The sequence below is a fragment of the Pseudomonas sp. KCJK8993 genome, assembly GCF_046230915.1.
GTDB classification, from domain to species: Bacteria; Pseudomonadota; Gammaproteobacteria; order Pseudomonadales; family Pseudomonadaceae; genus Aquipseudomonas; species Aquipseudomonas piscis.
In genome coordinates this window covers 18,438-40,991 of the sequence record NZ_JBJJLO010000032.1, presented here as the reverse complement: position 1 = coordinate 40,991, position 22,554 = coordinate 18,438, and the positions used below count along the sequence as shown (strand labels likewise).

Here is a 22,554-nt window from a genome sequence, read left to right as displayed (position 1 = left end):
GGCTCACCCCACCTTCTTGCGCGTGCACAGGCGTGCTGCGTTCAACAGGAACACCGCATAGACCGCGAGGATCGCCAGGTTCTTCGCCACCAGCGCCCAGTTGTTGCCGGCCAGGAACAAGGTCTTCACCAACTCCATGAAATAGGTCGCCGGCAGGATCGAACCGACCATGCGGATGAAGGTCGGCACATTGCGCAGGTCGAACAGGAACCCCGAGAGCATCAACGCCGGCAGGAAGCTGAAGATGATCGCGATCTGGCTGGCCAGGAACTGGTTGCGGGTCTTGGCCGAAATCAGCAGGCCGATGCCCAGGGTCACCAGCAGGTACAGCATGGAACTGAACAGCAGGAGCAACAGCGATCCCTGGATCGGCACCTGGAACAACAGCCGCGCGGAGACCAGGCACATCACCAACCCCAGGAGTCCCACCACGAAATACGGAATGATCTTGGCCAGCAGGATCTCGATCGACTTGACCGGGGTGACGAACAACGACTCGAGGGTGCCCCGCTCCCATTCCCTGGCCAGCACCAGGGACGTCAGGAAGGCTCCCACCAGCGTCATGATCAGGGCGATCAGCCCCGGAACCAGATACCAGGTGCTGCTGTTGGCGGCGTTGAACCACATCCGCTCCACCACCAGCACCCGTCCCGAGGGTGGCGCCTGCCTGGTGCGTTCCAGGTACTGCTGCTGCCAGACCGCCAGCGCCCCCCTGACATAACGCCCGAGGGTCGCCGCGCTGTTGGCATCGGCGCCATGCAGCAACAACTGCAAGCGAGCGTCATGCCGTTCGAGCCGCCTGGAGAAATCGGCCGGAACCCGAACGATGCCATCGACCCGACGCTTGTCCATCAGTGCCTGTGCCTCGACCATGCTGGTGACCCGGGTGACCGAGAAGTAGGTCGAGCTCTCCAGCTTGGCCACCACATCCCTGGCCGTGGGCGAGCTGTCTTCCAGGACCACTGCCAAGGGCGTGTTGCGGATATCCAGCGACAAGCCGTAGCCAAATATCAGGATCAGCACGATGGGCAGGATCACACCGATGGCCATGTTGCTCTTGTCCCGCAGCAACTGGCGGAACTCCTTCCTGGTCAGTGCCAGCAGCCTGCGCCGCATACCCGATCCCGCGCCATTGAAGTCGGACATACTGGCTCCTTAGTGCGCCGCGGCCCGGGCTTGGGCCCGGGCACGCTCGACGACGGCGATGAATGCACTGTTCATGTCGTCCAGTGCCTGGTTGTCCTGGTGACGGACTTGTTCCGGGGTGCCCAGGGCCAGCAAGCGCCCGGCATCCTGAATCACGATGCGGTCGCAATACTCGGCCTCTTCCATGAAATGGGTGGTGATGACGATCGTCGTGCCGCTTGCCGCCAAGGCGGTGATCCGTCGCCAGAAAGCCCGCCGGGCCAGGGGATCGATGCCGCTGGTGGGCTCGTCGAGAAACAGGATTTCCGGCTCGTGCAACAAGGCGACCGCCATGGCCAGGCGCTGCTTGTAGCCACCTGGCAGCTCGCCGCTGCGCACATGTTGTTGTTCGCCCAGTTCGAACTGCTCGAGCATCTGCGCCATCCTGGCCCGTAGCCGGGCACCATGCAGGCCATAGGCGCCGCCGAAGAAACGCAGGTTCTCCACGGCCGACAGGTTGGCGTACAGGGCGAACTTCTGCGACACGTAGCCGATGCGACGGCGTGCCGCGGCCCGCGCGGTGCGCAGGTTGACCCCGGCCACCTCCAGGTAGCCACTGGAAGCCGGGAGCAAGCCGCAGAGCATGCGGAAGGTGGTGGTCTTGCCCGCCCCGTTGGGACCGAGCAAGCCGAAAATCTCGCCCTTCAGGACTTGGAACGAGGTGCTTGCGACTGCCGTGAAATCGCCGAACTTGCGCACCAGGTCGCGCACCTCTATGACCACCGGACGCTGTAGGGCGGCCTTTTCCTGGCTGTCGTTGGCCGCTGGCTGTTGCGTCCCATCGACCGCGACGGTTTCCTTGGCCTGCTGCCTGAGCAGCACCATGAAACCATCCTCCAGGCGCGCCGCCAGGGCCTGGGGCGCCGCCAGGCCGGCCAGGGACTCGATCTGCGCCAACTCCGCCTGGGCGCTGCGGATGAAGCGCACCTGGCCACCTTCCGGCACCGCATCGACCACGTGCTCGCGATCATCGAGCAGGCCGGCCTGCAACGCCCTGGCGGGGGTACCGTTGGGCGGTGCAACGCCATAGCACATGCCTTGCGCCAGCTGGCACAGCTGTGCGGGTGGCCCCTGGGCGATCATTTGGCCCTGGTACAACACGAAGACCTGGGCGCAGCGCTGGGCCTCGTCCATGTAGGCGGTACTGATCAGCACCGTCAGGTTCTCCTGCTCGATCAACTGCTCGATGATGCTCCACAGCTCCCGGCGCGACAGCGGGTCCACCCCTACCGTCGGCTCATCGAGCAGCAACAGTTGTGGGGAGCGCACCAGAGTGCAAGCCAACCCCAGTTTCTGTTTCATGCCGCCGGAAAGCTGCCCGGCCAGGCGTCCACGGAACCGCTCCAGGTCCATCATGTGCAAGAGCCGGGAAAAGCGCTGGTCGCGCTCCGGACCGCAGACACCGTGCAGATCGGCATACAGTTCCAGGTTCTCCTGGATGGTCAGGTCCTCATAGAGCCCGAATTTCTGAGGCATGTAGCTGATGCGGTCCTGCACTTGCTGTGGCTGCGCGCCGACATCCAGGCCCAGCACGCTCAACTGGCCCGCGTCGGCCTGCATCAACCCGGCGATCAGCCGCAGCAAGGTGGTCTTTCCCGCGCCGTCAGGACCGACCAGGGCACTCAACTGGCCACTGGGAACCTCCAGGGATACCCGGTCCAGGGCTAGCTGTTGCCGGGCGCCGGCCTTGAAGTGCTTGACCAGTTCGGACGCCTGGACCGTAGCCACCGCGGCGCTCATGGCGTGTCCTCGGCACCCGGCGCCTGGTCGAGGTAGACGGTAGCCGGCATGCCCAGACGCAAGCGATCGCCAGGGTCCTTGACCAATATCCGGATCTCGTAGACCAGGCTGGTGCGCAGGTCCTCGGTCTCGACCGACTTCGGGGTGAATTCGGCGACCGAGGAGATGTAGCCCACCCGGCCGTCGATGGCCTGGTCGGGAAAACTGTCGGTGAACACCCGCGCGGGCTGGTCCGGTCGGACCTGGCCGAGCTGGCGTTCGTTGACATAGGCGCGGACCCATTTCGGATCGGTCAGCGCCAGGGCGAATACCGGTCGCGCCGGGGAAGCCATGTCGCCGGGTTCGAGCAGGCGGGTGCGTATCCGGGCCTGGGTCGGGGCCTTGAGCTGGGCCCGGGCGAGGTCATGTTCCAGCAGATCGAGATCGGCCCTGGAGACCTGCAGGTCGGCTGCTGCCTGGGCGATGTCTTCGTCCCGTGGGCCGATCTTGGCCAGGGTCCAGGACTCACGCTGTTCCTGGACCTGGGCCTTGGCCACTCGCAAGCGAGCGGCCGCCTGATCCAGGCGCTGCTGGCTCACGCCCTTGCCCTGGGTGTCGTCGGCGATGCGCCGCAGGCGTTGGTGTTCCAACTGGGCCAATTGTGCTTCGGCCTGGGCTGCCTCGAACCGCGACCGGGCCTGCTCGACCTCCTGGGGCCGGGTACCATTCTTCAAGCGCAGCAATGCCTGTTCCTGGGCATTGATCCGGGCCCTGGAGCGGGCAATCTCCAGACGCAGCGTGCGAGTGTCGAGCTCGGCCAGAACCTGGCCGGCCTGCACCAGGTCGCCCTCCTCGGCATGCAGCGCCGCGATCCGTTCACTGCCTTCGAACGCCAGGGACACCTGGCGGATGTCGACGTTGCCATGGAGCTTGAGGCGCCCGTCCGACTCTCCGGGCTGGAGGAGAAACCAGGAAACCCCTGCCGTTACCGCCAGCAGTACGGCAACCCCTGCAATCAACTGCTTCTTCATCCATGAGTCCTTTGTTTGCCAAGGCCTAATTAAAATTCAATTTGAATTGAAATTGAAAAATAACAGATACTGGCCGTGAAGCAACCCCCTATGCCCGACCATGAGGAACCCCATGAGCACTCGACGCAGAGCCGGCAGAAGCGACGGCGAACACACCAGAATCCGCATCCTCGAGGTGGCTGCCCGGCTGTTCGCCCAGCACGGCTATGCCGCCACCGCGAGCAAGCTGATCTGCGAAGAAGCCGGCGCCGACCTGGCCGCCATCAACTACCACTTCGGCAGCCGCGAGGAACTGTACAAAGTGGTGCTGATCCAGGGGCACCAGCAGTTGGTCGACGTCGAGATCCTGGCGCGCATCGCCCACAGCGAGGAACCGGCACAGGCCAAGCTCGATGTGTTCATCGACACCCTGGTCGACCGGGTACTGGATGAGCAAAGCTGGCAAAGCAAGGTCTGCGCCCGGGAAATACTGTCGCCTACGGTTCATTTTTCCAGCCTCATCCAAGAGGAAGTGATGCCCAAGTTCCGCCTGCTGGAGGCCATCATCAGCCAGATCACCGGCTTCGCTCCCGGCGATCCCGCGCTGGCCCGCTGTGTCATCAGCATCATTGCACCGTGCCTGATGCTGGCGGTGATCGACCGCCAGCAGGCCAGTCCGTTGCAGGCCGTGCTGCGGCACGATGCGCACGCCCTGAAAACGCACCTCAAACTGTTCGCCCGATCCGGCCTGGCGTCCATCGCCCCATGAGCCACTCAACTCACCAGGCTGCCGGCCGCTTGGTGCAGGGCGCCCCCCAGGACAACCTTCACCCGGGACATGACCTGGCCATCGAGGAAGAAATGCCCACCGGGAAAAACGAACTGCTCGAAACCGCAGCCCGCGTACTCCCGCCATTGCCCCATGGGCTCGGGCGGAGCGATCAAGTCCTGGGCGCCGCTCAGGCACGTGATGCCGACCTCCAACGGCCCGGGGTGGGCACGGCCATAGGAATGAACCATCGCGATATCCGCCTGGATGATGGGCAAGTACATCTGCATCAGGTCTTCCTCGGCCAGCACCACCGCTGGCACGCCTCCCATGGCTTGCAGCACTGCGATGGCCTGCTGCGCGGGCAGTTGGTGCAAGGGTTCCACCCGCTGCGGCAGATGGGGCGCGACCATGCCTGACAACACCAGTTGCAAGGGCAGGCGCTGCCGGCGCTGCTGCTGCACATTGGCGACCGCGAACGCCAGCAATGCCCCCATGCTGTGCCCGAAGAAACAGCAGGGGATATCGTCGCTGAACTGCTCCAGGCAATCAGCCACGGCCTGGGCCGCGACCTGCAGGTCGACATAAGGGGCTTCCCGGCTGCGCCCTTCCCGTCCCGGCAGTTGCAGCGCATACAAGTCGACCTGGTCGTACAGCGGCAGGAACCAGCGATGGAACACCGATGCCCCGCTCCCGGCGTAGGGGAAGGTGAACAGGCGCATCTTGCCCCGTGGCCGGCTGGCATAGGGAAACCACAACTCCTGGTCCAGGCGTGACGCAGTCCGCATGTTCAGCCCTCCACTCGCCGGGCCAGGGCGAAGCGATCGACCTTGCCGTTGGCGTTGCGCGGTAGCGCCTCCAGGCACAGCAGTCGGTCGATGATCATGTAGCGCGGCAGGCGCTGGGCGCAGTGGCGCTTGAGATCGATGATCGACAGCCGAGCCTGGCCCTGGGGAACCAGCACCGCCCACAACTGGGCGGTCATTCCCTCCCCGGTCACCAGCACCGCCGCCTCGCTGACCAGGGGATGGGCGAGCAACGCGGCCTCCACCTCCCCGCGCTCGATGCGGTTGCCACGCAACTTGAGCATGTCGTCGCGCCGCCCCAGGTATTCGTAGTTGCCGTCCGCCAACTGCTTGACCATGTCACCGGTCTTGTAGGGCCCCTGGTGCGCTGGCTTGCCGAAATAACCCAGCATGACCGTGGGGCCCTGGACGATCAGTTCGCCCTCTTCGCCAACGGCGCAGGGGCTGCCATCGTCTTTCTGCGCCCAGATGCGGTTGCCGGACGCCGCAGTGCCGATGGGCACCGGCAACAGGCGCTGGGGATCGATGGCAGTCACCTCGAACGCGGTGCACACGTTGGTTTCCGTGGGACCGAACAGATTGGCCAGGCGCACATCGGGATAGGCGCCACGCAGTTCGCGCAGGTGCTTGATCGGGAAAGGCTCGCCGGCGAACAGCACGACCCGCAAGGTGCCTTGCAGATCGCTCAGGAGGTCGCCGTCCTGCATCATCAGCATGAGCACCGAAGGCACCGAATACCACACCGTGATCTCGTGGAGCCTGACGAACTCGGTCAGCAATCGCGCAGAGTAGGCGCTGGACTCGGGCACCAGGTAGACCGTCCCGCCGCTATTGAGCGCGCCATAAAGATCCAGGACCGAGAGGTCGAAGTGAAACGGCGCATGGTTGGCGAAGCGATCGCCCGCCTCGAAGCCGTAGCTGGCGCACGCCCAGTCGACGAATGCCAGGGCGTTGCGATGGCTGAGGGAAACCCCCTTGGGCACGCCGGTGGAGCCGGAGGTATAGAGGATGTAGGCCAGGTCATCGGGCTGGATCTCGAGTGACGGCACCACACAGGAACCGGCCTCGATATTGCGCCAGTGGCGCGCGTCGGCCGCATCGTCCAGCACTACGCAGCGCACCTGCTGCAGTTCGGAAGCGACGAGTTCCTCCAGGCGCGCACCGGTGCAGATGAGCAGCACCGCCTGGGAGTCATGGACGATCTTTTGCAGACGCGCCACCGGGCTCATCGGATCGACCGGCACGTACACCACGCCCAAGCGCAAGGCGGCCTGCATCACCGCCACCAGGTCGACCGACTTGTGTGCCCACAGCACGACCCGCTGGCCCTGGCGCACCCCCAGGGCACAGAACATGGCGACGAATTCCCGGGTCCTCGCCTCCAGCGCTTCGTAGCTCAGTCCCTGGTTTTCGTCCACCACGGCCAAGTGCTGCGGATAACGCGCAGCGCTATGCATCACCCGTTCATGTAGCAGCCTCATAGCTTCAACTCCCGGGCGATGATCTCGTGTTGCATGTCGGTGGTGCCGGAGAAAATCGTGGTGCCGACGGAATCACGCAGCATCGACTCGATACCGAAGGACTCCAGGCAGCCCCTGCCGCCGAAGATCCTGATCGCATCGATGCTCGAAGCCAGCGCCCCCTCGCTGATCGCCAGCTTCGACAAGGCGATGTTCAGTTGCCCCGGATCGCCCTGGTCCATGCCCCAGCACGCCCGGAACAGCAGCAACCGGGCCGACTCCAGGCGCAGCTTCATCTGCGCGATGCGGTGCGAGACCGCCTGGTTGTCGCCGATGGCCTTGCCGAACTGGCGCCGGGTCCGGGCGTGCTCGATGACCTGCTCCAACTGCCGTTCCATCATTCCCAGGAATCCCGCGAACAGGCAGGCACGCTCCCAGCCCATCGAACTCTGGAACACCTGCCGGCCCTGCCCCTCTTCCCCCAGGCGATTGGCTTCGGGAACCTGGCAATCGTCGAAGAACACTTCGCCGGCCGGGCAACTCTTGAGGCACACCTTGGCCAATGGATCGCTGACCCTGATGCCTGCGGTATTGCGTTGCACCACGAACCCGCTGACGCCCAGGGCGCCGTACTCGGGGTTACTGGTGGCATAGGTGACGAAGATGTCGGCGATCGGCGCATTGCCGGCGAAGCTCTTGTGGCCGCTGAGCCGGTAGCTGCCGTCTGCCTGGGGCCAGGCCCGGGTCTTGAGGTTGCTGGAGTCCGAGCCCGCTTCGGGTTCGGTGATCGCGTTGGAACCGATGAACTCGCCACTGGCCAGCTTGGGCAGGACCTCGCGCTTGACCTGCGTCGAGGCGAACTCGGCGATGGGCATGGCGCAGGCGAACTGGTGCGCCGCAGCCGCGAAGACCAACCCCATGTCGGTGCAGCCCAGGCCGAAGGCATGCATCGCGATGGCCGTCGACAGCGCCCCCAGGCCCTGTCCGCCGTACTCCTGGGGAATCGACAAGCCCAGCAAGCCCGCCTCGCCGCAGGCCGCCCACTGCTGTGCGGTGAAGTAGCTCGAATGCGGGTTGCGACTCTCGGCCAGCGGGCCGGCACACAGCTCGGCAATCATGGCGACGTGTTTTTTCTGGGCGACATCATAGTTGAAGTCCATTTCAACTCTCCTTGCGCATGGAAGGTTTTCTGAAGGATCGATAGAAGATCAGCCGGCCGACCTCCGAAGGCACCTGCATCAGGCCCCACCAGAGCGCCTTGAGCTTTCGCAGGGTGGTCAGTTGATAGACACGAGCGTGAGGATTAGCAAAATCAAAAATAGGCGGAACAAAACTGGCCTTGGCCAACTCCGCAAAAATGCGGCTTGCAGCGTGCGCCGCAGAAACCTGGGTGCCTTGGACGTCATCACAAAGGTCCAGCGTAGTGTTGAGAATATCCTTGTACCCCTGGTACAGCGGCATCCAGAAACCATCCTCGGCCAGTCGGTCGATCTCCTCGAAAGCCTGTGGGTCCAGGGACTTGGCGAAAGCATCGTTGACCTTGCGCGCGGTGATGGTGGCGGCGATCGACTGCAGCAGCCAGACCCGGGCGAAGGCGTTCCATAGCTCGGGGTCGCGAAACGCGACATAGGCGCCTGCAGCTATCCGATCGCTCAGCTTGATGATGCTGTCCTGGGTGACAATGAACTCGCGCAGCGCCCGGCTGCGGTAATCCCCGCTGCGTACCGCATCGATCAAGCGATGGGCCAGGCCCAGCACCAGTTCCGCGCCATTGGAAAGCTTGCGCGAGAACAGCAGGTCGTTGGTCGCCGCGCCTTCGTCGAACATCAGGCAGCGGCGTTCGAGCGCCGAAGGGCACACTTCGCGCAGCGGCTCGCGAACCGTCCATTCCCGTACTCGCCGGGCACCGCCCAGGTGCTTGGCCAACCCGGGATACTTGTCGACCAGCCCAGCCAGCACCTGGTCGCCGTCAGCGCCCTGGCAAGCATCCTCGCGTACCGACACCAGCACGCTGACCAGCGGGTTGCGCGAATGCGCGTGGTTGTCGAAGGGAATGACGCCGACCCAGCCTTCCTCGAGCACATGGTGCAGCGTGCCGTCATGCCACTGGCCGGGGAAATCGTCTTCGACGCAGGCATCGAACGGCACCACCCCGAGCATATGGGTGGAAAATCCCCGGGTCCGGGCCTGCAAGGTGCAGGCCTCCGAGGGCAAGCCGGCGTGGCGGGCGACCATCTGCCCGGCCGGGCTGCCGTCGACGATGAAATCGGCGCTGACCCACCCTCCCTGCGCCACCGCGACCCTGGCTCCGCGGTCGTCGAGCACGACCCGCGGGGCATCCTCCACCTCCACCAGCTGCACGCCATAACGCACCGCCGCAGCCAGCAGGTAGGCATCGATATCGGGCCGGAACAGGTGGTTCTCACCATGTTCGGAAGGCACGTTGAATTGCAGCGCCTGGCCCATGTCCACCGCCCGGCCCGGCTGGTGGTAGATGAACCCGAGGTTCTTCTTGACCCCGGAAGACGGCATGACCTTCTGGTGGATATCGCGGGTACGGGCAATATCCTTTATCTCCGGCACCGAATAGCGGTCGGCGATCAACTCGAAAATCATCGACGTATAGGGAATCGTCGCCTCGCCCGTCAGGTCCGGCGGCAGGTGCCGGTTGCGCAGCAAGCCGACACGGACATCGTTCCTGGCCAGGCAGGCAGCGAGCATCGTCACGCTGATACTGTTGCCAGCCAAAAGAACGTCGTAATGGTTTGGCACCTGGCCAAACAGCGCATCATTCATAACCACCTCAATGGCAGATCATTCTTCAGGTATCGGTGCCACAGGCCCGTCAGGCCTCGGCCAGGCAGCCCTGTTCCCTTATGGAGCGGGCCAGGAAATCCGGCCACATCAGGCCCGGGCATTCGAGAAACTCACGAGCCTTGATCTCCAGCTTCAGATCGCGGCGACAACGGGCCACCATGTCCATGACCAGCAACGAATCCAGGCCGTAGTCCATCAGGCTGCCGCCGTCTTCGAGCTTGGCCCGCACCTGCTCGGTCTTGACCCCGAGCAGTTGGGCGTACTGCTCCCAGACATAGTCATCGAGCAAGGCCAGCACCCCGGCCTCGTCGCTGGCCGAGAGCCGCTCCAGAATGTCGCCACCGGTGCTTTCGGTGGCCCTGGCGACCGGCGCCTGGCTGCGGATGTACTCCAGCAGGGGCTGCGGGCCGCGAGACTCCAGCAACGGCTTGAAGCGATTCCAATCGACCCCCGACACCACCAGCTGGGTCATGCCGCTGGCCAGGATCCGCGACAGCAGGCCGATGTTCTGCGCCGGCACGATCTGCTTCAGGCCGACACTGGTGAGGAAGTTCAGGACCTGCTCGTCGAACAGGTGGCTGCCTCCGGCCCACAGCCCCCAGTCGATCACCAGCGCCTGCAGGCCCTGGCTGCGGCGATGCCACGCCAGGCCATCGAGGAACTGGTTGGCGGCGGCATAACTGGCCACGTGTTGCGAGCCCCAGACGCTGGCGATCGTCGAGCACATGACGAAGAAGTCCAGGTCCTGGCCCAGGGAGAGTTCATGCAGCAACCAGGTGCCCTGGACCTTCGGCCGCATGACCTGGTCGAAGCTCTCGCTGTCGATATCCCCGAGGTCCTGGGGAATGGAGATACCCGCCGCATGGAAGATGCCCTTGAGCTTCAGGCCTGGCGCTGCGCACCCGGCGAATACCCCGAGCATGTCCTGGCGCGAGGTGATATCGGCCTGCACGTAGCGAACCTGCGAAGCCTGCGCACCGAATCGCGCCAACTCGGCGCCCACCCGCTCCAGCGGACGCCGGCCGGTGATCACCACCTCGGCGGCCCCCTTGTCCAGCAGCCACTGGGCCATGGCCAGGCCGATCCCGCCCATGCCGCCGGTGATCAGGTAGCTACCCTGGGCGCAAGGCACATAACCGCGGCTGGGCAAGCGAGCCTCACTGAAGTGATTCAGGCGCTGGACATAACGCTTGCCTGGGCGCAGGCAAATCTTGTCTTCCCCATCGGGATCGATGACTTGTGCAGCCAACGCCCGGGCCCAATCATGATCGTCGGGAGCCAGGTCGATCAGGCCGCCCCAGTGCTCGGGATGCTCCAGGGCGATGGTCTTGCCAAGCCCCCACAAGGGTACCGTCGCCACCTGCATGGCCTGGCCGGGCTCCAGGCCGACCGCGTTCGCCCCCTGGGTGACCAGCCACAGCCGGCCGCCGCGCTCGCCCAGGGCGATCAGCGCCTGGACCAGTTCCAGCACCGGGTGGAACAGCTGCGCCGACAGGTTCGACAGCTCCTGCAGGCTGGTGCCATGGGCATCGACGACGCCCTTGCCGTCGAGCACGACGATCTCGGCGGCCAGCGCCTGGCTGTCCAGCGAAGGTGACTGGCCCGGGGCCTGGGCCAGGGCGACTCGACTGGCTTCGAGCAGTGCCTGGGGCGACATGACCAACGCTCGGTGCCCGGCCGACTGCAACTGCTCGACCAGTGGCTGGGCCAGCTCCGGTGAACTCGCGACCAGGGTGAACAACCGATCCGGACGGGGCGCCTCGGCCTGTTTGCGCGGACGCTCCAGCCAGTCGAGGCTGTAGAGCACATCTGGCTGGCAAAGCGTGTCGCGCAGTGCCTGCTCGTCGCCAGCGACGTCCAGGCTCACGCCTTCCAGCCGCCCCACGGGCTGGCCGGTGCTGCCATACAAGATGCAATCGAACTGTTGCGGATCCGCCGGGCTGGCGACCAGGGCCAGGCTTTGTACCTGGTGCATGCTGGCCCGCGTGCACGTCCAGCGCCGGATACCTGCCACCGTTGCGCCCGCGTTATCCGGTATCGCCTGGCCGAGGTACTCCAGGATCTGGGCCAAGCGGTTGCCTTGGCATTCGGCTTCCGCCGGCAGCTGCATGTGGTAGACGAACCCCGGTTCCTGCGTCGGCTCCTGGGCAGCGTCCGGCAACGACCCGGCGCCGTCGGGGTGCGCATCCAAGGTCAGCGACAAGACCGCTTGCCAATCGGCAGTGGCGGCTTTGGCCGCGTCGCTCAAGGCAAAGCAGCGCACTTCCCAGGCCGAGCCTGCAAGCGGCTTGAGTTCGGTGAACAGGTTCAGTTGGTCATCCGGATGCATGACCAGGGCCCGGGGCATGCTTGCCAGGCTGACGACACAGGACTCCAATTGCAGCTGGTCGATGATCTCGGCCGTGAGAAGCGCCAGCAACCGAGTGGGCCGCAGCACCACCAGGTCCTCGCGGCACTGCGCGCCCAGCGCCTGCAGCCGGGCACTGTCCAGGGTCGCCTCGAACGCCGGGGTCGGTGCCTTGACCGGGTGCCCCAGCAAGCCCGAAGAACCGGGCTGGGCCGACGAGCCGCCGGCCGATGCGCCCTGGGCCACGTCGAACCAGTAGCGCTGGCGCTGGAACGCATAGCTGGGCAGGGGTTGGCGCAACGCGCCGTCGTGTTCGTGCAGTCGCGCCCAGTCCAGATCGTAGCCGGCGACATAGAGCTGCGCCGCAGCGATACGCAGGTCCCGCGAGGGCTCGCCGGTGCGACGCATGCTGGCAATGGCCAGCATCTCCTGCGCCCCTTCGTCACGACCGACCAGCGGCGTCAGCACCGCATCGCCAGCCACCTCGAGGAAAGTCCCGATCGACAGCGCTTCACGCAAGGTAGTGATGCCAGCGCTGAACCGGACGGCCTGGCGGGTATGCATGCACCAGTAGTCAGGCGAACTCAGGCTCGACAACGTATGCACCTGCCCCGTGACACCGGCGATGACGGGCATGCGTGGCTCGCTGAAGCGCAGCTGCTTCACCGTCTCGCGGAATGCTTCGAGCATCGGCTCGGTGGCGGCGCTGTGGAAGGCATGGGACACGGCCAGCTCGCGCACCTTGCAACCACCGGTGCGCAGGCGCTCGGCCAGGGCCCGGACCTCGGCCTGCGGCCCCGCTACCACCACGTCCTGCGGGCTGTTGACCGCGGCCAGCTCGACGCTGGTTCCCGGCGACTCCCGGAGCACTGCGGCCAACTGCTCTTCGCCCATGCCCAGGGCGCACATCGCCCCACCCGCGGTCATCAGTTGCTGCGCCAGGCGACCACGCGCCTCGACCATGCGCAAGGCATCGGCGAGGGAAATCGCCCCAGCCACGCAAATGGCGCTGATTTCACCAAAGCTGTGCCCGAACACCGCATCCGGGGCGATTCCCCAGTGCATCCACAGGCGAGCCAGGGCGTACTCGACGGCGAATATGGCTGGCTGTGCGTACCGGGTCTGCTCCAGGTAGCCTTCGCTGGCGGCCGAATCGTCCAGCACCAGGGTGAGCAGATCCACCTCCATCATCGGGCCGAGCAAGGCCCGGCACTCGTCGATCCGTGCCTTGAAGAACGGTTCGTGCTCGTACAGGTCCCGGGCCATGCCGCGGTACTGGCAACCCTGGCCGGGAAACAGCATGACCAGCCCCTCGCCGGCCCCTTGGCAGCGTCCGTCGAAGACGTTGCCGATGATCTTGCGCGATGCATAAGCCGCCAGCTGCTCGCGCAGCCCTTCGCGGCTATCGGCAACGGCGGCGAAGCGATGGCCGAAATGCGCGCGGCCCAGGTTCGCCGTGTAGCACAGGTCGCGCAATTCGAGTTCGTCATGCTCGGCGATGAAACGCTCGTAGCGCCCGGCAACCTGGCGTCGCGGAGTTTCGCCCTTGGCCGAGATAGTCAACAGCTGCCAGGGGCTGCCACGTCCCGCGGCGCGCGTCCTGGGCGGCGGGTCCCCCACCACCACATGGGCGTTGGTCCCGGTGACACCGAACGAACTGACCCCGGCGTGCCGCGCCTTGCCCTGGCGCGGCCAGGCCGTGGCCTCGGTGACCACCTTCAGGGCCAGGCGATCCCACTCCACCCGAGGGTTGGGATTATGGAAGTGCACTTGCGGCACCAGGGTTTCCTGCTGCATGCACAAGAGGATCTTCGCCAGCCCGGTGACCCCGGCGACTGGCTCCAGGTGCCCCATGTTGGCCTTGATCGAACCGACCAGCAGCGGTGCCGCGCTATCACGCTGCTGACCCAGCGCGGCATGCAGTGCCCGCAGTTCGATCGGATCGCCCAGGGCCGTGCCGGTGCCGTGGGCCTCGACATAGTCCACCTCCGGGCCTTGGAGCCCGGCCTGGCCCAACGCCAGGCGGATGACTTCCTCCTGGGCATGGATATTGGGCACCGTGATCCCACTGCTGGCCCCGTCGTTGTTGACCGCGCTGCCCTCGATCACCGCCATGATCGGATCCTGGTCGCGCACCGCATCGCCCAGGCGCTTGAGGGCGAGGATCACGCAGCCTTCAGCACGCCCATAGCCATCGGCCGCGGCATCGAAGGTCTTGCAGCGCCCATCGGGCGCTACCGCGCGCAGCTTGCTGACCAGGATGAAACCGTAGGGCGACAGGATCAGGTTGACCCCACCGGCCAGCGCCACGTCGCTCTCGCGATTGCGCAGGCTGTTGCAGGCCTGGTGCAGGGCCACCAGGGACGAAGAACACGAAGTGTCGAGCACTACCGCCGGCCCCCTCGAGCCCAGGGTGTAGGCGATGCGCCCGGCGACGAAACTGGTCTCGCCATAGAACTGGTAGGCATTGACGTCCTCGGCCACGCCCAGTTGCTGGCGCAGGCGCACGTAGTCATTGGTGCTGACGCCCATGAACACTCCCAGCTTCTTGTCGTGCAGGCTGTCAGGGGCGATAGCGGCATGTTCCAGGGCCTCCCAGGCCACCTCCAGGGCCAGCCGCTGTTGCGGGTCCATCCCTTGCGCCTCCTTTGGCGAGATGCCGAAGAAAGTCGGGTCGAACTGGTCCACCGCGTCGATGAACCCACCGCGCATGACATAGGCCTTGCCGGGCGCCTGCGGATCGGGATCGTAGTAGTCGGTACCGTAGAGTCGGTCGCTGGGCATGTCGCCCACCGCATCGGTGGCGTTCTTCAACAGGTTCCACAAGCGCCTGGGGTTATCGGCGTTGCCCGGCAGCCGGCAACCCAGGCCGACGATGGCGATGGGCTCGCCGGATGCCTGGGACTTGCCGGCGACCTTGTCCTTGAGCGCACGGATGGTGGTGATCGCCTGAGCAAGGCTCTCTTGCAGCTGGTCCTTGCTTACATCGCGGATATCGTTATCCATAAAAGGCCTCGATCGATGATTCTCTGGCAGTTGGCGCGCAACTGCCGGGCTAGTAGTTGGCCAGTTCCCGCAACTCATCCTCGAGTGCGCCAATCAGCTCGGCCCGGGACAGTTGATTCAGGTCCTGCTGTTGCGCTGCCTGCGCGCCGGGCTCGGCAGCGACAACCGGTGCGGGCTCCAGGAGCTGGTCCACCAGGTAATTCGTCACCTGCTCGATGCAGGTGTACTCGAAGCCGAAGGTGGACGGCAGGTCGATGCCCAGTGCTCGGTTGAGCCTGGCGCGCAGATCCAGCGACATCACCGAGGACATGCCCATGTCGAAGAACCCCTTGCGTACGTCCAGGTCCCGGCCATCGGTGATGCCCAGCACCTGCCCGACCATTTCGCAGACCAGCGCCTGCATCGCTCGGCGCTGGCGCGCGGGAGGCATGCCGGCGAACGCGTCCAGGCGCGGGCCTTGCTCGATGTCCTGCATGCCTACGTGCTCCAGCAGCGGCCAAGGCAGGATGCTCTGGTACAGGCGCTTGAGTTGCGGCCACTGGACGTCGAGCAGGCCGCGTGGGCCATGACCGCCCTCGAGCAGGCGCAGGATGCCCTGCTCGATTCGAACCTGGCTCAGCGGTTGCAGCCCACTGGCTTGCAGCGCCGCCCTGGCGTTGGCGTCGTGCTCCAGCTCGCGCTCGCTTTGCGTCACCTGCAGCAGTTGGCAAGCAAGACCTTGGCGGCGGCGCTGATCGTGGATCCAGGTGGCATAGGCATCGGCGATGGCACAGGCGGCAAAACCCGCACCGCCGAGCAGGGAGGTGACGCTGCCGATGATCAGGAAGAACGCCCGAGGGTCGTCCAGCGCCTGGTGGATCTGTTGCAGGACTTCAAGCTGGCGGGCGAGCGCCCGCGCCTGGGAACCGAACTCCGGTTGGGCCAGGGCCACGGTGCGCCAGTCGGTGCCGAGATGAACGAATCCGGCGATAGGCCCCTGTGCCCGCAGTGAGCCAAGAAGCTGCGCCAGGGCCAAGTCTCCCTCCTGCGCAAGCATGACTGTCGACAGCGGCAGCGGCGTCGGTTGCGGCCTGCGCACTTGGTCCGGGGCCTGGCTGAGCAGCAACGCGCGCTGGGCGCCGCGCCGGGCGAGCGCCAGCAACACCGGTTCCAGGTCGCTGCCGGGGCAAGCGTGGATCAGTACCGTTCCGGCCAGCGGTGGCAGGTCCAGCGGCCATACACCAGCGGCTGGCTCCTCCACCAGGTACTGGGCCCGGACCCGAACACCCTCGATCGCCAGGTGGTCATGGCTGGGTTGTCCCCGCAGCAGCTGGCAAAGGCTGGCGTAGCTTCTGCTGTCGCGTCCATCGAGGCTGACCAGGCCACCCCACCAGGCCGGATGTTCCATGGCGAAGATATGCGCCGCACCTTGCCATGCGGCGTGGATCACGGCCGCTACCGGTTCACTGGCCTGGCTGCCGGCCACGGCAAACCAGATCGGCTTGGCGGGCTTGGCGCTGCTCGCCGTCGCGGCGGCCAGGGCCTGCATGAAGTCGGTGCCGGCCAGCAGCGCCGGCGACAGGCCACCTTGCCCCACCCCGGTACCGGTGGTGCCGAGCACTACCAGCCCACGACAGCCAGCGTCCGCGCCGACCCGGCGCAACACCTGGGCAAGCCGCTGCGGTAACGGCTGTGTGTCGTCCTGCAAGGCGATGACCTCGACCGGGCAATGCCCTGCCTGGCAGGCCGCTTCCAGCGGGCGTGCATCCTCGGCCTGACACGCCAGTACCAGCCAATGTCCCGGAGCCGGTTCGCTGGCCTCGGGCAACGGATAGTCGCGCCATTCCCGGCGGATCATCGGTACTTCGGGGGCCGCCTCGGCGATCTCGGCCAGGTACCGCGAACCAGGTTCGGCCAATAGTGGAGCCTCGAACAGAGCGACCCGGCAGCCCTGCAAATCGAAAGCTTGCAGGCAGCCCGCCTGGCCATCCGCCCCAGGAGCCAGCACGACCCTCAGGCTTGATGGCAGGTCGGCAAGCACCTGGACCCGGGCAAACCCGAGCAGGGCCGCGGCATGGGCACCCTCGAAGAGCTTGATCGCGTTTTCCAGCAAGTCCGCCTGGCGTTGCTCCGGCGCCAGGGACGCCGCGAAGTGGCTCAAGGCTTGTCGCGGCCCTGCCGCCGAGCTTGCCGACAATCCGGGCAAGCCCTCTTCGGATAGCTCCAAAGGCTGTTCGCCAGGCACTTGCAACTCGCCCGGCAGGTGCATCTCGCAATCCTGTAGCGTTCCGCTCATGCACACGTGGCGGATTTCGTCATGGACGCCCTGCACGGCCAGCTCGAACGTGGCACCGCACGCCTGGAGATGCAGGGTCAGATGCGAGATCAGAGGTTGCCCGGTGGCCAGGCCCACGCGGGCAATGCGCAGGTCGCGAATCTGCTGCGGGCCCCGTGGTGTTTCGCGGATGGCCTGCAACAGCGCATCGAGCAGCCAGTACGGCTTGAGCCCCTGGCCCCGGCCAGCGAGGGGCTCGTAGTAGTCACCCTGCGGATCGAGCACCGCGGACCAGTACCAGATGTCGCCCGTCGGACGTGCCAGGGAATGCAGGCAGGGATGGGCCGGTAGTGCTCGCGACGACGGGCCGGACAACGCCGGGGCGACGGTCTCGATCCAGTAGTCGTTGAGCTGCCAGGGGTAGCCCGGGAGCTCGAGTGCCCGATGCCCCTCTGGCAAGCGCTCGGGACAGGACGACCGGTCCCCGCGCATGAAGGCGTCGGCCAGGAGCGCCCAGGGCTCATCGCATGAGACCTTGTCGCCAATCGCTGAAGAGCCCTCGAGCCAGGCCTGCAACGCCTCGCGCAATTCCTGGCAGTTGCGCCCATGGACCACCAGGCGTTCCTTGAACCAGGTACGGCGCACCAGGGCGTTGGAGCAGATCTCCTGGGCGGCATGCCCGGTCTCGGCCAGGAAGGCCAGGTAACGACCGGCCAGGGCCGACAAGGCCGCCGGCGTGGCCGCGGATAGGCACAAGGCCACAGGTTCGGCGCCGTCCGACAGGGGCGCGACCGGTAGCGGCCGGTGGCCCTTGAGCAGGACATGCACGTTGGTGCCGGTAAAGCCGAAGGCACTGACCCCGGCAATGCGCGCTTCGGCCGGTTCCGGCCAGGCCACGGCCTGGCGCGGCAGCTTGAGGTTCATCTGTTCCCACGCCACTCGGGTATTGGCGGTATGCAGATGGGGCTGCGGCGGCACCAGGCCCCGCTGCGCCACCAGGCAGGCCTTGATCAGCGAGGCGATGCCGGCGGCTGCCTCCAGGTGGCCGATATTGGCCTTGACCGAGGCGACGGTCAGCGCCGGCGTGCCCTCGGCGCACCCCTGGCGATAGGCGTTATGCAAGGCATTGAGTTCGATGGGGTCGCCGAGCACGGTGCCGGTACCATGGGCCTCCACGTAGCCGACTTGCTCGGCCCGCACCCCCGAACGGGCCAGTGCGTCCCTGACCAGCGCCTCCTGCGCCGGTCCGTTGGGAACCGTCAGGCCGGCACAGGCACCGTCATGGTTGATCGCCGAGCCGAGGATGGTGGCGACGATGGGGTCCCGATCCTGTTCGGCGTTGGCCTGGCGCTTGAGAATGACCACGCCGCAACCTTCTCCCCGGCCATAACCATCGGCACGGTCATCGAAAGTCTTGCTGATACCGTCCGCCGCCAGTGCACCGGCCTGGCCCATGGACTGGAAGATCGACGCCGAGGCAATGACGTTCACCCCGCCAACGATGGCCACATCGCACTCTGCGCTGCGCAGGCTGTTACAGGCCAGGTGGATGGCGGCAAGCGATGACGAACAGGCGGTATCGACGGTCAGGCTCGGCCCGCGCACGCCGAGAAAATGCGAGAGGCGCCCGCACATGGCGGAAAACGAACTGCCGGTGCCGTAGTTGGCATCCACGCCTTCGGGGCAGTTCAGGACCCTGGCTTCGTAGTCATGGGAGTTGGCTCCGACAAACACTCCGACCCGCTGGTCGAGCAGTTTTTCCTGGCTCAGGCCGGCCCGCTCCAAGGCTTCCCAGGCCACCATCAGCAGCAGGCGCTGCTGCGGATCCATGCTACGGGCCTCCTTGGGGGAAATCCGGAAGAAATCTTCGTCGAACCCCTCAGGGCACTCGATCAGGCTGGCAAAGCGCGGGAAGCCATCGCTGGCCGCCGCACCGATCAACCGTTGCTGGGGTACTGGCACCACGGTCGGGGTCTGTTCGAGCAGCAGTTGCCAAAGCGCCTCGGGGCTGTCGGCCTGGGGAAACCGACAGGCCATGGCCACCACGGCGATCTGCGCCGGGCAATCACTCGCGGCTGAGTTTCCAGGCTCGCCCTCAGTGCCCGCCGGCGTGGCTTGCGCTTGGCTGGACAACAACCCTTGCAGATAGTGGCTCAACCGGTTGAGCGTGGGATGGTCGAAACCCACGGTCGCCGAGAGCTTGAGGCCAAGGCGCTGCTCCAGCTTGCGCTTGAATTCGACCAGGGAAATGGAGTCCAGGCCCAGCTCGAAGAAACCGCGATCAGGGTCCGGGTCGACACATGCCGCACCGATGATTTCGCTCAGCAAGGCCTTGATCTGGCCGGGCACGTCGATGGCCAGGGCGGTCCTCGCCGGCTCCCGTACCGCAACCGGCATCGCCACCTGCAAGGCAGGTTCCGGCTGCCCGGGCTGGCTCAGCGGCACATCGCGGGCCTGGGCACGGATATTGCCCTGGGCGTCATAGACCACCACTTGCGCCCGCAGGTCCGCCAATGGCTCGACCAGGGGCGCCACCGGCGCGGGGGTGAACCAGAAACGCTCGTGCTGCCAGGGATAAGCCGGCAGGTCGATGGCCTGTTCCTTGGGCTGATAGGCTTGCCAGTCGAGCTTCACGCCCTGCTCGTACAGTCGAGCGAGGATTGTGGCCAACTCGGTGGCGGCGTCGCCCTGCTTGTGCAGGGCCCCGCAGACCAGCCCCTCGACACCGCGGTCGGCCAAGGCCTGGTTGATCGAGGCCGCCAACACCATGTGCGGGCCGAGCTCGACGAACAACCGGTGCCCCTGGTCGACCAGGTGCTCGATGGCCCGGTCGAAGCGCACGGTGCCACGGGCATTGTCGAGCCAATACTGAGCGTCGGCCAGCGCCATGACGTCAGGCATGGCGCTGGTGGACACCCAGGGGATCGATGCCGGTACAGCCTCCAGGCCGTCCAACCCCGAACGGATGGCTTCCAGGCAGGCATCCATCTGATAGGAGTGGAAGGCATATTCGGCCGGCATCAGGTAAGTGAAGACGCCTTCCTCGCGCAACTGCCGATCCAGCTCCAGTACCGCTTCGGGGCTGCCGGACACCACGCAGCTGGTGCGGCTATTGACCACCGACAGCTCCAACTGCCGGTCCTCCGCCAAGCGCGCCTGGAGCGGTTGCGCCGCCAGCCCCACCACCAGCATGCGGCCCCGGCCCAAGGTGCCTTTCATGGCCTGGGCGCGGAAGTGGATCACCCGTACCGCCGATTCCAGGTCCAGGGCTCCGGCGCAATAGGCGGCAGCCACCTCGCCCATGGAATGCCCGACCACAGCCGCGGGCTTCACGCCCCATTGGCCCAGACACTCGGCCAGCGCCACCTGGATAGCGAAGATGCACGGCTGGGCGAACTCGGTGAGGTGCAACCGGGACGCGCTTTGCGCACTGCGTAATTCGGCCTCGATGGACCAGTGCGCCCATTGCGCCATGGCCTGGTCGCAGCGCTGGATCATCGACAGGAACACCGGTTCACGCTCCAACAGGTCCCGGCCCATGCCGACCCATTGGGCGCCCTGTCCGGTGAAGACGAAGACCGCCGCTGGTTCGCTTTCCTCGTCCGTGGCGCATGCCGCGCAGGGGACCGTCAGCTGTGCAAGCTGGTTCTTCAACTGAGCACCATCGACACCGACCACCGCACGACGGAAGGCAAAATGTTCCCGGCGATGCAGCGCGCTGGCGACGAAAGCTCGCAGCTGCCGGTCATCCTGCTCTGGCAACTGGCCGGCATAGGCCCTGGCCTGGTCCGACACGCCTTGGGCGGACTTGGCCGACACCGGGAGGATCCAGGGCCGAGGCCGCGCCGCGGGCACCTGTTGCGAGCGCGCCTGGCGATAGGCGCTGGCGTCTTCCAGGATCATGTGAACATTGGTGCCGCTGAGTCCGAAACCGCTGACTCCGGCCAGCAGCGAGCGCTTGGGCAAAGCTTCGAGCGTCGTGGGGATGCAGAGCATGGAACGCTTCCAGTCCACCAGCTCGTTCAAGCGCGTGAGATGCAGTTGCGGGGGAACCTCGGCATGCTCCAGGACCTTCATGGTCTTGAGCACGCTGGCCATGCCGGCCGCCGCGTCCAGGTGGCCCATGTTGGCCTTGACCGACCCGACCATCAGCGAACGCTCACGGCCCTGGAAGACCCGGGCCAGGGAAGACAACTCGATGGGATCACCCAGGGGCGTGCCGGTGCCATGGGCCTCGATGTAGTCGATGTCGTCCACCGACAACCCGGCGACCTGCAACGCCTCGGCGATCACCGCGGCCTGGGCGTTGGCATTGGGTACGGTCTGGCCAGCGCTGGCGCCATCCTGGTTGATGGCCGAGCCCCTGATCACCGCCTGGATCGGATCGCCATCGCGCATGGCATCCGCCAGGCGCTTGAGCACCACGACTCCACAACCTTCGCCTCGGACGATGCCGTCGGCGGCGGCATCGAACACCCGGCACCGCCCGCTGGGGGAAATCGCCCGGATCTGGCTCATGTAGATCGTCAGGTCCGGGGCCAGCATCAGGTTCACCCCGCCCGCCAGGGCCAGGTCCGCTTCACCGGCTTGCAAGGCACGACAGGCCAAGTGCATGGCGACCAAGGACGAAGAGCAGGCCGTGGTCACGGTCATGGCCGGGCCATGCACCCCCAGGTGATAGGCGATACGCCCGGCGGCGAAGCTGAACTCCTTGCCGGCGGCATAGTAGGGATCGATCTGCCCGACCCCGGCCTCGCGTGAATGCAGTGCCAGGTAGTCCATGCCCAGCATCCCCACATATACCGCGGTGCGGCTGCCCTTGAGCTGTTCGCGAGTCATGCCGGCACGCGCTACGCCTTCGCAGGCGACTTCCAGCAACAGGCGCTGCTGGGGGTCCATTTCCCTGGCCTCGGAGGCCGAGATGCCGAAGTAATGGGCGTCGAAGCGATCGACATGTTGCAAGAACGCCCCGACCTTGCAGTAGGTCGTACCGGTTTGCGCGGCGGACTCGTCGTAGATTGCCTCCGAGTCCCAGCGCTGAGTGGGTACCGGTCCGATGAAATCGGTCCCAGTACGAAGGAGTTGCCAGAATGCTTCGGGAGTCGTTGCGCCTTTGGCGAAGCGGCAACCACTACCGATGATGGCAATGGGTTCAAAATCCATGGGCGCACGGGCATCCAT

General features: G+C 65.9%; 10 protein-coding genes. 1 reads left to right on the top strand and 9 read right to left on the bottom strand.

The features are described 5' to 3' along the window. Positions 1 to 3: 3 nt before the first annotated feature. Genes ACK6AU_RS12955 through ACK6AU_RS12945 form a run of 3 tightly spaced genes read right to left on the bottom strand, consistent with a single transcriptional unit; the run spans position 4 to position 3,935 of the window. A complete protein-coding gene (locus ACK6AU_RS12955) occupies positions 4 to 1,146 on the bottom strand; it encodes an ABC transporter permease (protein ID WP_185698732.1) in 1,143 nt (380 codons plus the stop codon). A gap of 9 nt (positions 1,147 to 1,155) precedes the next feature. Next, the gene (locus ACK6AU_RS12950) at positions 1,156 to 2,925 is read right to left on the bottom strand and encodes an ATP-binding cassette domain-containing protein (protein WP_185698731.1); all 1,770 of its coding nucleotides are present in this window, start codon (positions 2,923 to 2,925) and stop codon (positions 1,156 to 1,158) included. Beyond that, positions 2,922 to 3,935: an HlyD family efflux transporter periplasmic adaptor subunit gene (locus tag ACK6AU_RS12945; protein ID WP_409299542.1), complete on the bottom strand. Its 1,014-nt coding sequence runs from the start codon at positions 3,933 to 3,935 to the stop codon at positions 2,922 to 2,924. Before ACK6AU_RS12945 ends, ACK6AU_RS12950 begins: the two co-directional genes overlap by 4 nt. 112 nt (positions 3,936 to 4,047) lie before the next feature. Here ACK6AU_RS12945 and ACK6AU_RS12940 point away from each other — a divergent pair, with 112 nt between their 5' ends. Next, a complete protein-coding gene (locus tag ACK6AU_RS12940) occupies positions 4,048 to 4,683 on the top strand; it encodes a TetR/AcrR family transcriptional regulator (RefSeq protein ID WP_185698729.1) in 636 nt (211 codons plus the stop codon). Positions 4,684 to 4,688: 5 nt separating this feature from the next. On the opposite strand, the gene ACK6AU_RS12935 is transcribed toward ACK6AU_RS12940, so the two are convergent. The 6 genes from ACK6AU_RS12935 to ACK6AU_RS12910 are packed head-to-tail and all read right to left on the bottom strand — an operon-like array spanning position 4,689 to position 22,554. Beyond that, the gene (locus ACK6AU_RS12935; RefSeq protein ID WP_185698728.1) at positions 4,689 to 5,471 is read right to left on the bottom strand and encodes a thioesterase II family protein; all 783 of its coding nucleotides are present in this window, start codon (positions 5,469 to 5,471) and stop codon (positions 4,689 to 4,691) included. A gap of 2 nt (positions 5,472 to 5,473) precedes the next feature. Continuing rightward, entirely contained in the window at positions 5,474 to 6,970 is a 1,497-nt protein-coding gene (gene pltF / locus ACK6AU_RS12930; protein ID WP_409299541.1) for an L-proline--[L-prolyl-carrier protein] ligase, read from the bottom strand. Beyond that, the gene (pltE, locus tag ACK6AU_RS12925) at positions 6,967 to 8,109 is read right to left on the bottom strand and encodes an L-prolyl-[peptidyl-carrier protein] dehydrogenase (protein ID WP_185698726.1); all 1,143 of its coding nucleotides are present in this window, start codon (positions 8,107 to 8,109) and stop codon (positions 6,967 to 6,969) included. Before pltE ends, pltF begins: the two co-directional genes overlap by 4 nt. A gap of 1 nt (position 8,110) precedes the next feature. Continuing rightward, positions 8,111 to 9,745 (bottom strand): NAD(P)/FAD-dependent oxidoreductase, encoded by a 1,635-nt coding sequence (locus tag ACK6AU_RS12920; RefSeq protein ID WP_409299540.1) that lies wholly within the window; start codon positions 9,743 to 9,745, stop codon positions 8,111 to 8,113. Positions 9,746 to 9,794: 49 nt separating this feature from the next. Then, positions 9,795 to 15,119 carry a type I polyketide synthase gene (locus ACK6AU_RS12915; RefSeq protein ID WP_409299539.1) on the bottom strand — a complete coding sequence of 1,775 codons (5,325 nt, stop codon included), beginning with the start codon at positions 15,117 to 15,119 and terminating at the stop codon, positions 9,795 to 9,797. 49 nt (positions 15,120 to 15,168) lie between these two features. Then, on the bottom strand, positions 15,169 to 22,554 hold the full coding sequence (locus ACK6AU_RS12910) for a beta-ketoacyl synthase N-terminal-like domain-containing protein (RefSeq protein ID WP_409299538.1): 7,386 nt from the start codon (positions 22,552 to 22,554) through the stop codon (positions 15,169 to 15,171).

Excerpts from the sequence above, each read along its gene's own strand:
- ACK6AU_RS12955 (WP_185698732.1), bottom strand. The coding sequence starts at position 1,146 with ATGTCCGACTTCAATGGCGCGGGATCGGGTATGCGGCGCAGGCTGCTG.
- ACK6AU_RS12950 (WP_185698731.1), bottom strand. The coding sequence starts at position 2,925 with ATGAGCGCCGCGGTGGCTACGGTCCAGGCGTCCGAACTGGTCAAGCAC.
- ACK6AU_RS12945 (WP_409299542.1), bottom strand. The coding sequence starts at position 3,935 with ATGAAGAAGCAGTTGATTGCAGGGGTTGCCGTACTGCTGGCGGTAACG.
- ACK6AU_RS12940 (WP_185698729.1), top strand. The coding sequence starts at position 4,048 with ATGAGCACTCGACGCAGAGCCGGCAGAAGCGACGGCGAACACACCAGA.
- ACK6AU_RS12935 (WP_185698728.1), bottom strand. The coding sequence starts at position 5,471 with ATGCGGACTGCGTCACGCCTGGACCAGGAGTTGTGGTTTCCCTATGCC.
- pltF (WP_409299541.1), bottom strand. The coding sequence starts at position 6,970 with ATGAGGCTGCTACATGAACGGGTGATGCATAGCGCTGCGCGTTATCCG.
- pltE (WP_185698726.1), bottom strand. The coding sequence starts at position 8,109 with ATGGACTTCAACTATGATGTCGCCCAGAAAAAACACGTCGCCATGATT.
- ACK6AU_RS12920 (WP_409299540.1), bottom strand. The coding sequence starts at position 9,745 with ATGAATGATGCGCTGTTTGGCCAGGTGCCAAACCATTACGACGTTCTT.
- ACK6AU_RS12915 (WP_409299539.1), bottom strand. The coding sequence starts at position 15,119 with ATGGATAACGATATCCGCGATGTAAGCAAGGACCAGCTGCAAGAGAGC.
- ACK6AU_RS12910 (WP_409299538.1), bottom strand. The coding sequence starts at position 22,554 with ATGGATGCCCGTGCGCCCATGGATTTTGAACCCATTGCCATCATCGGT.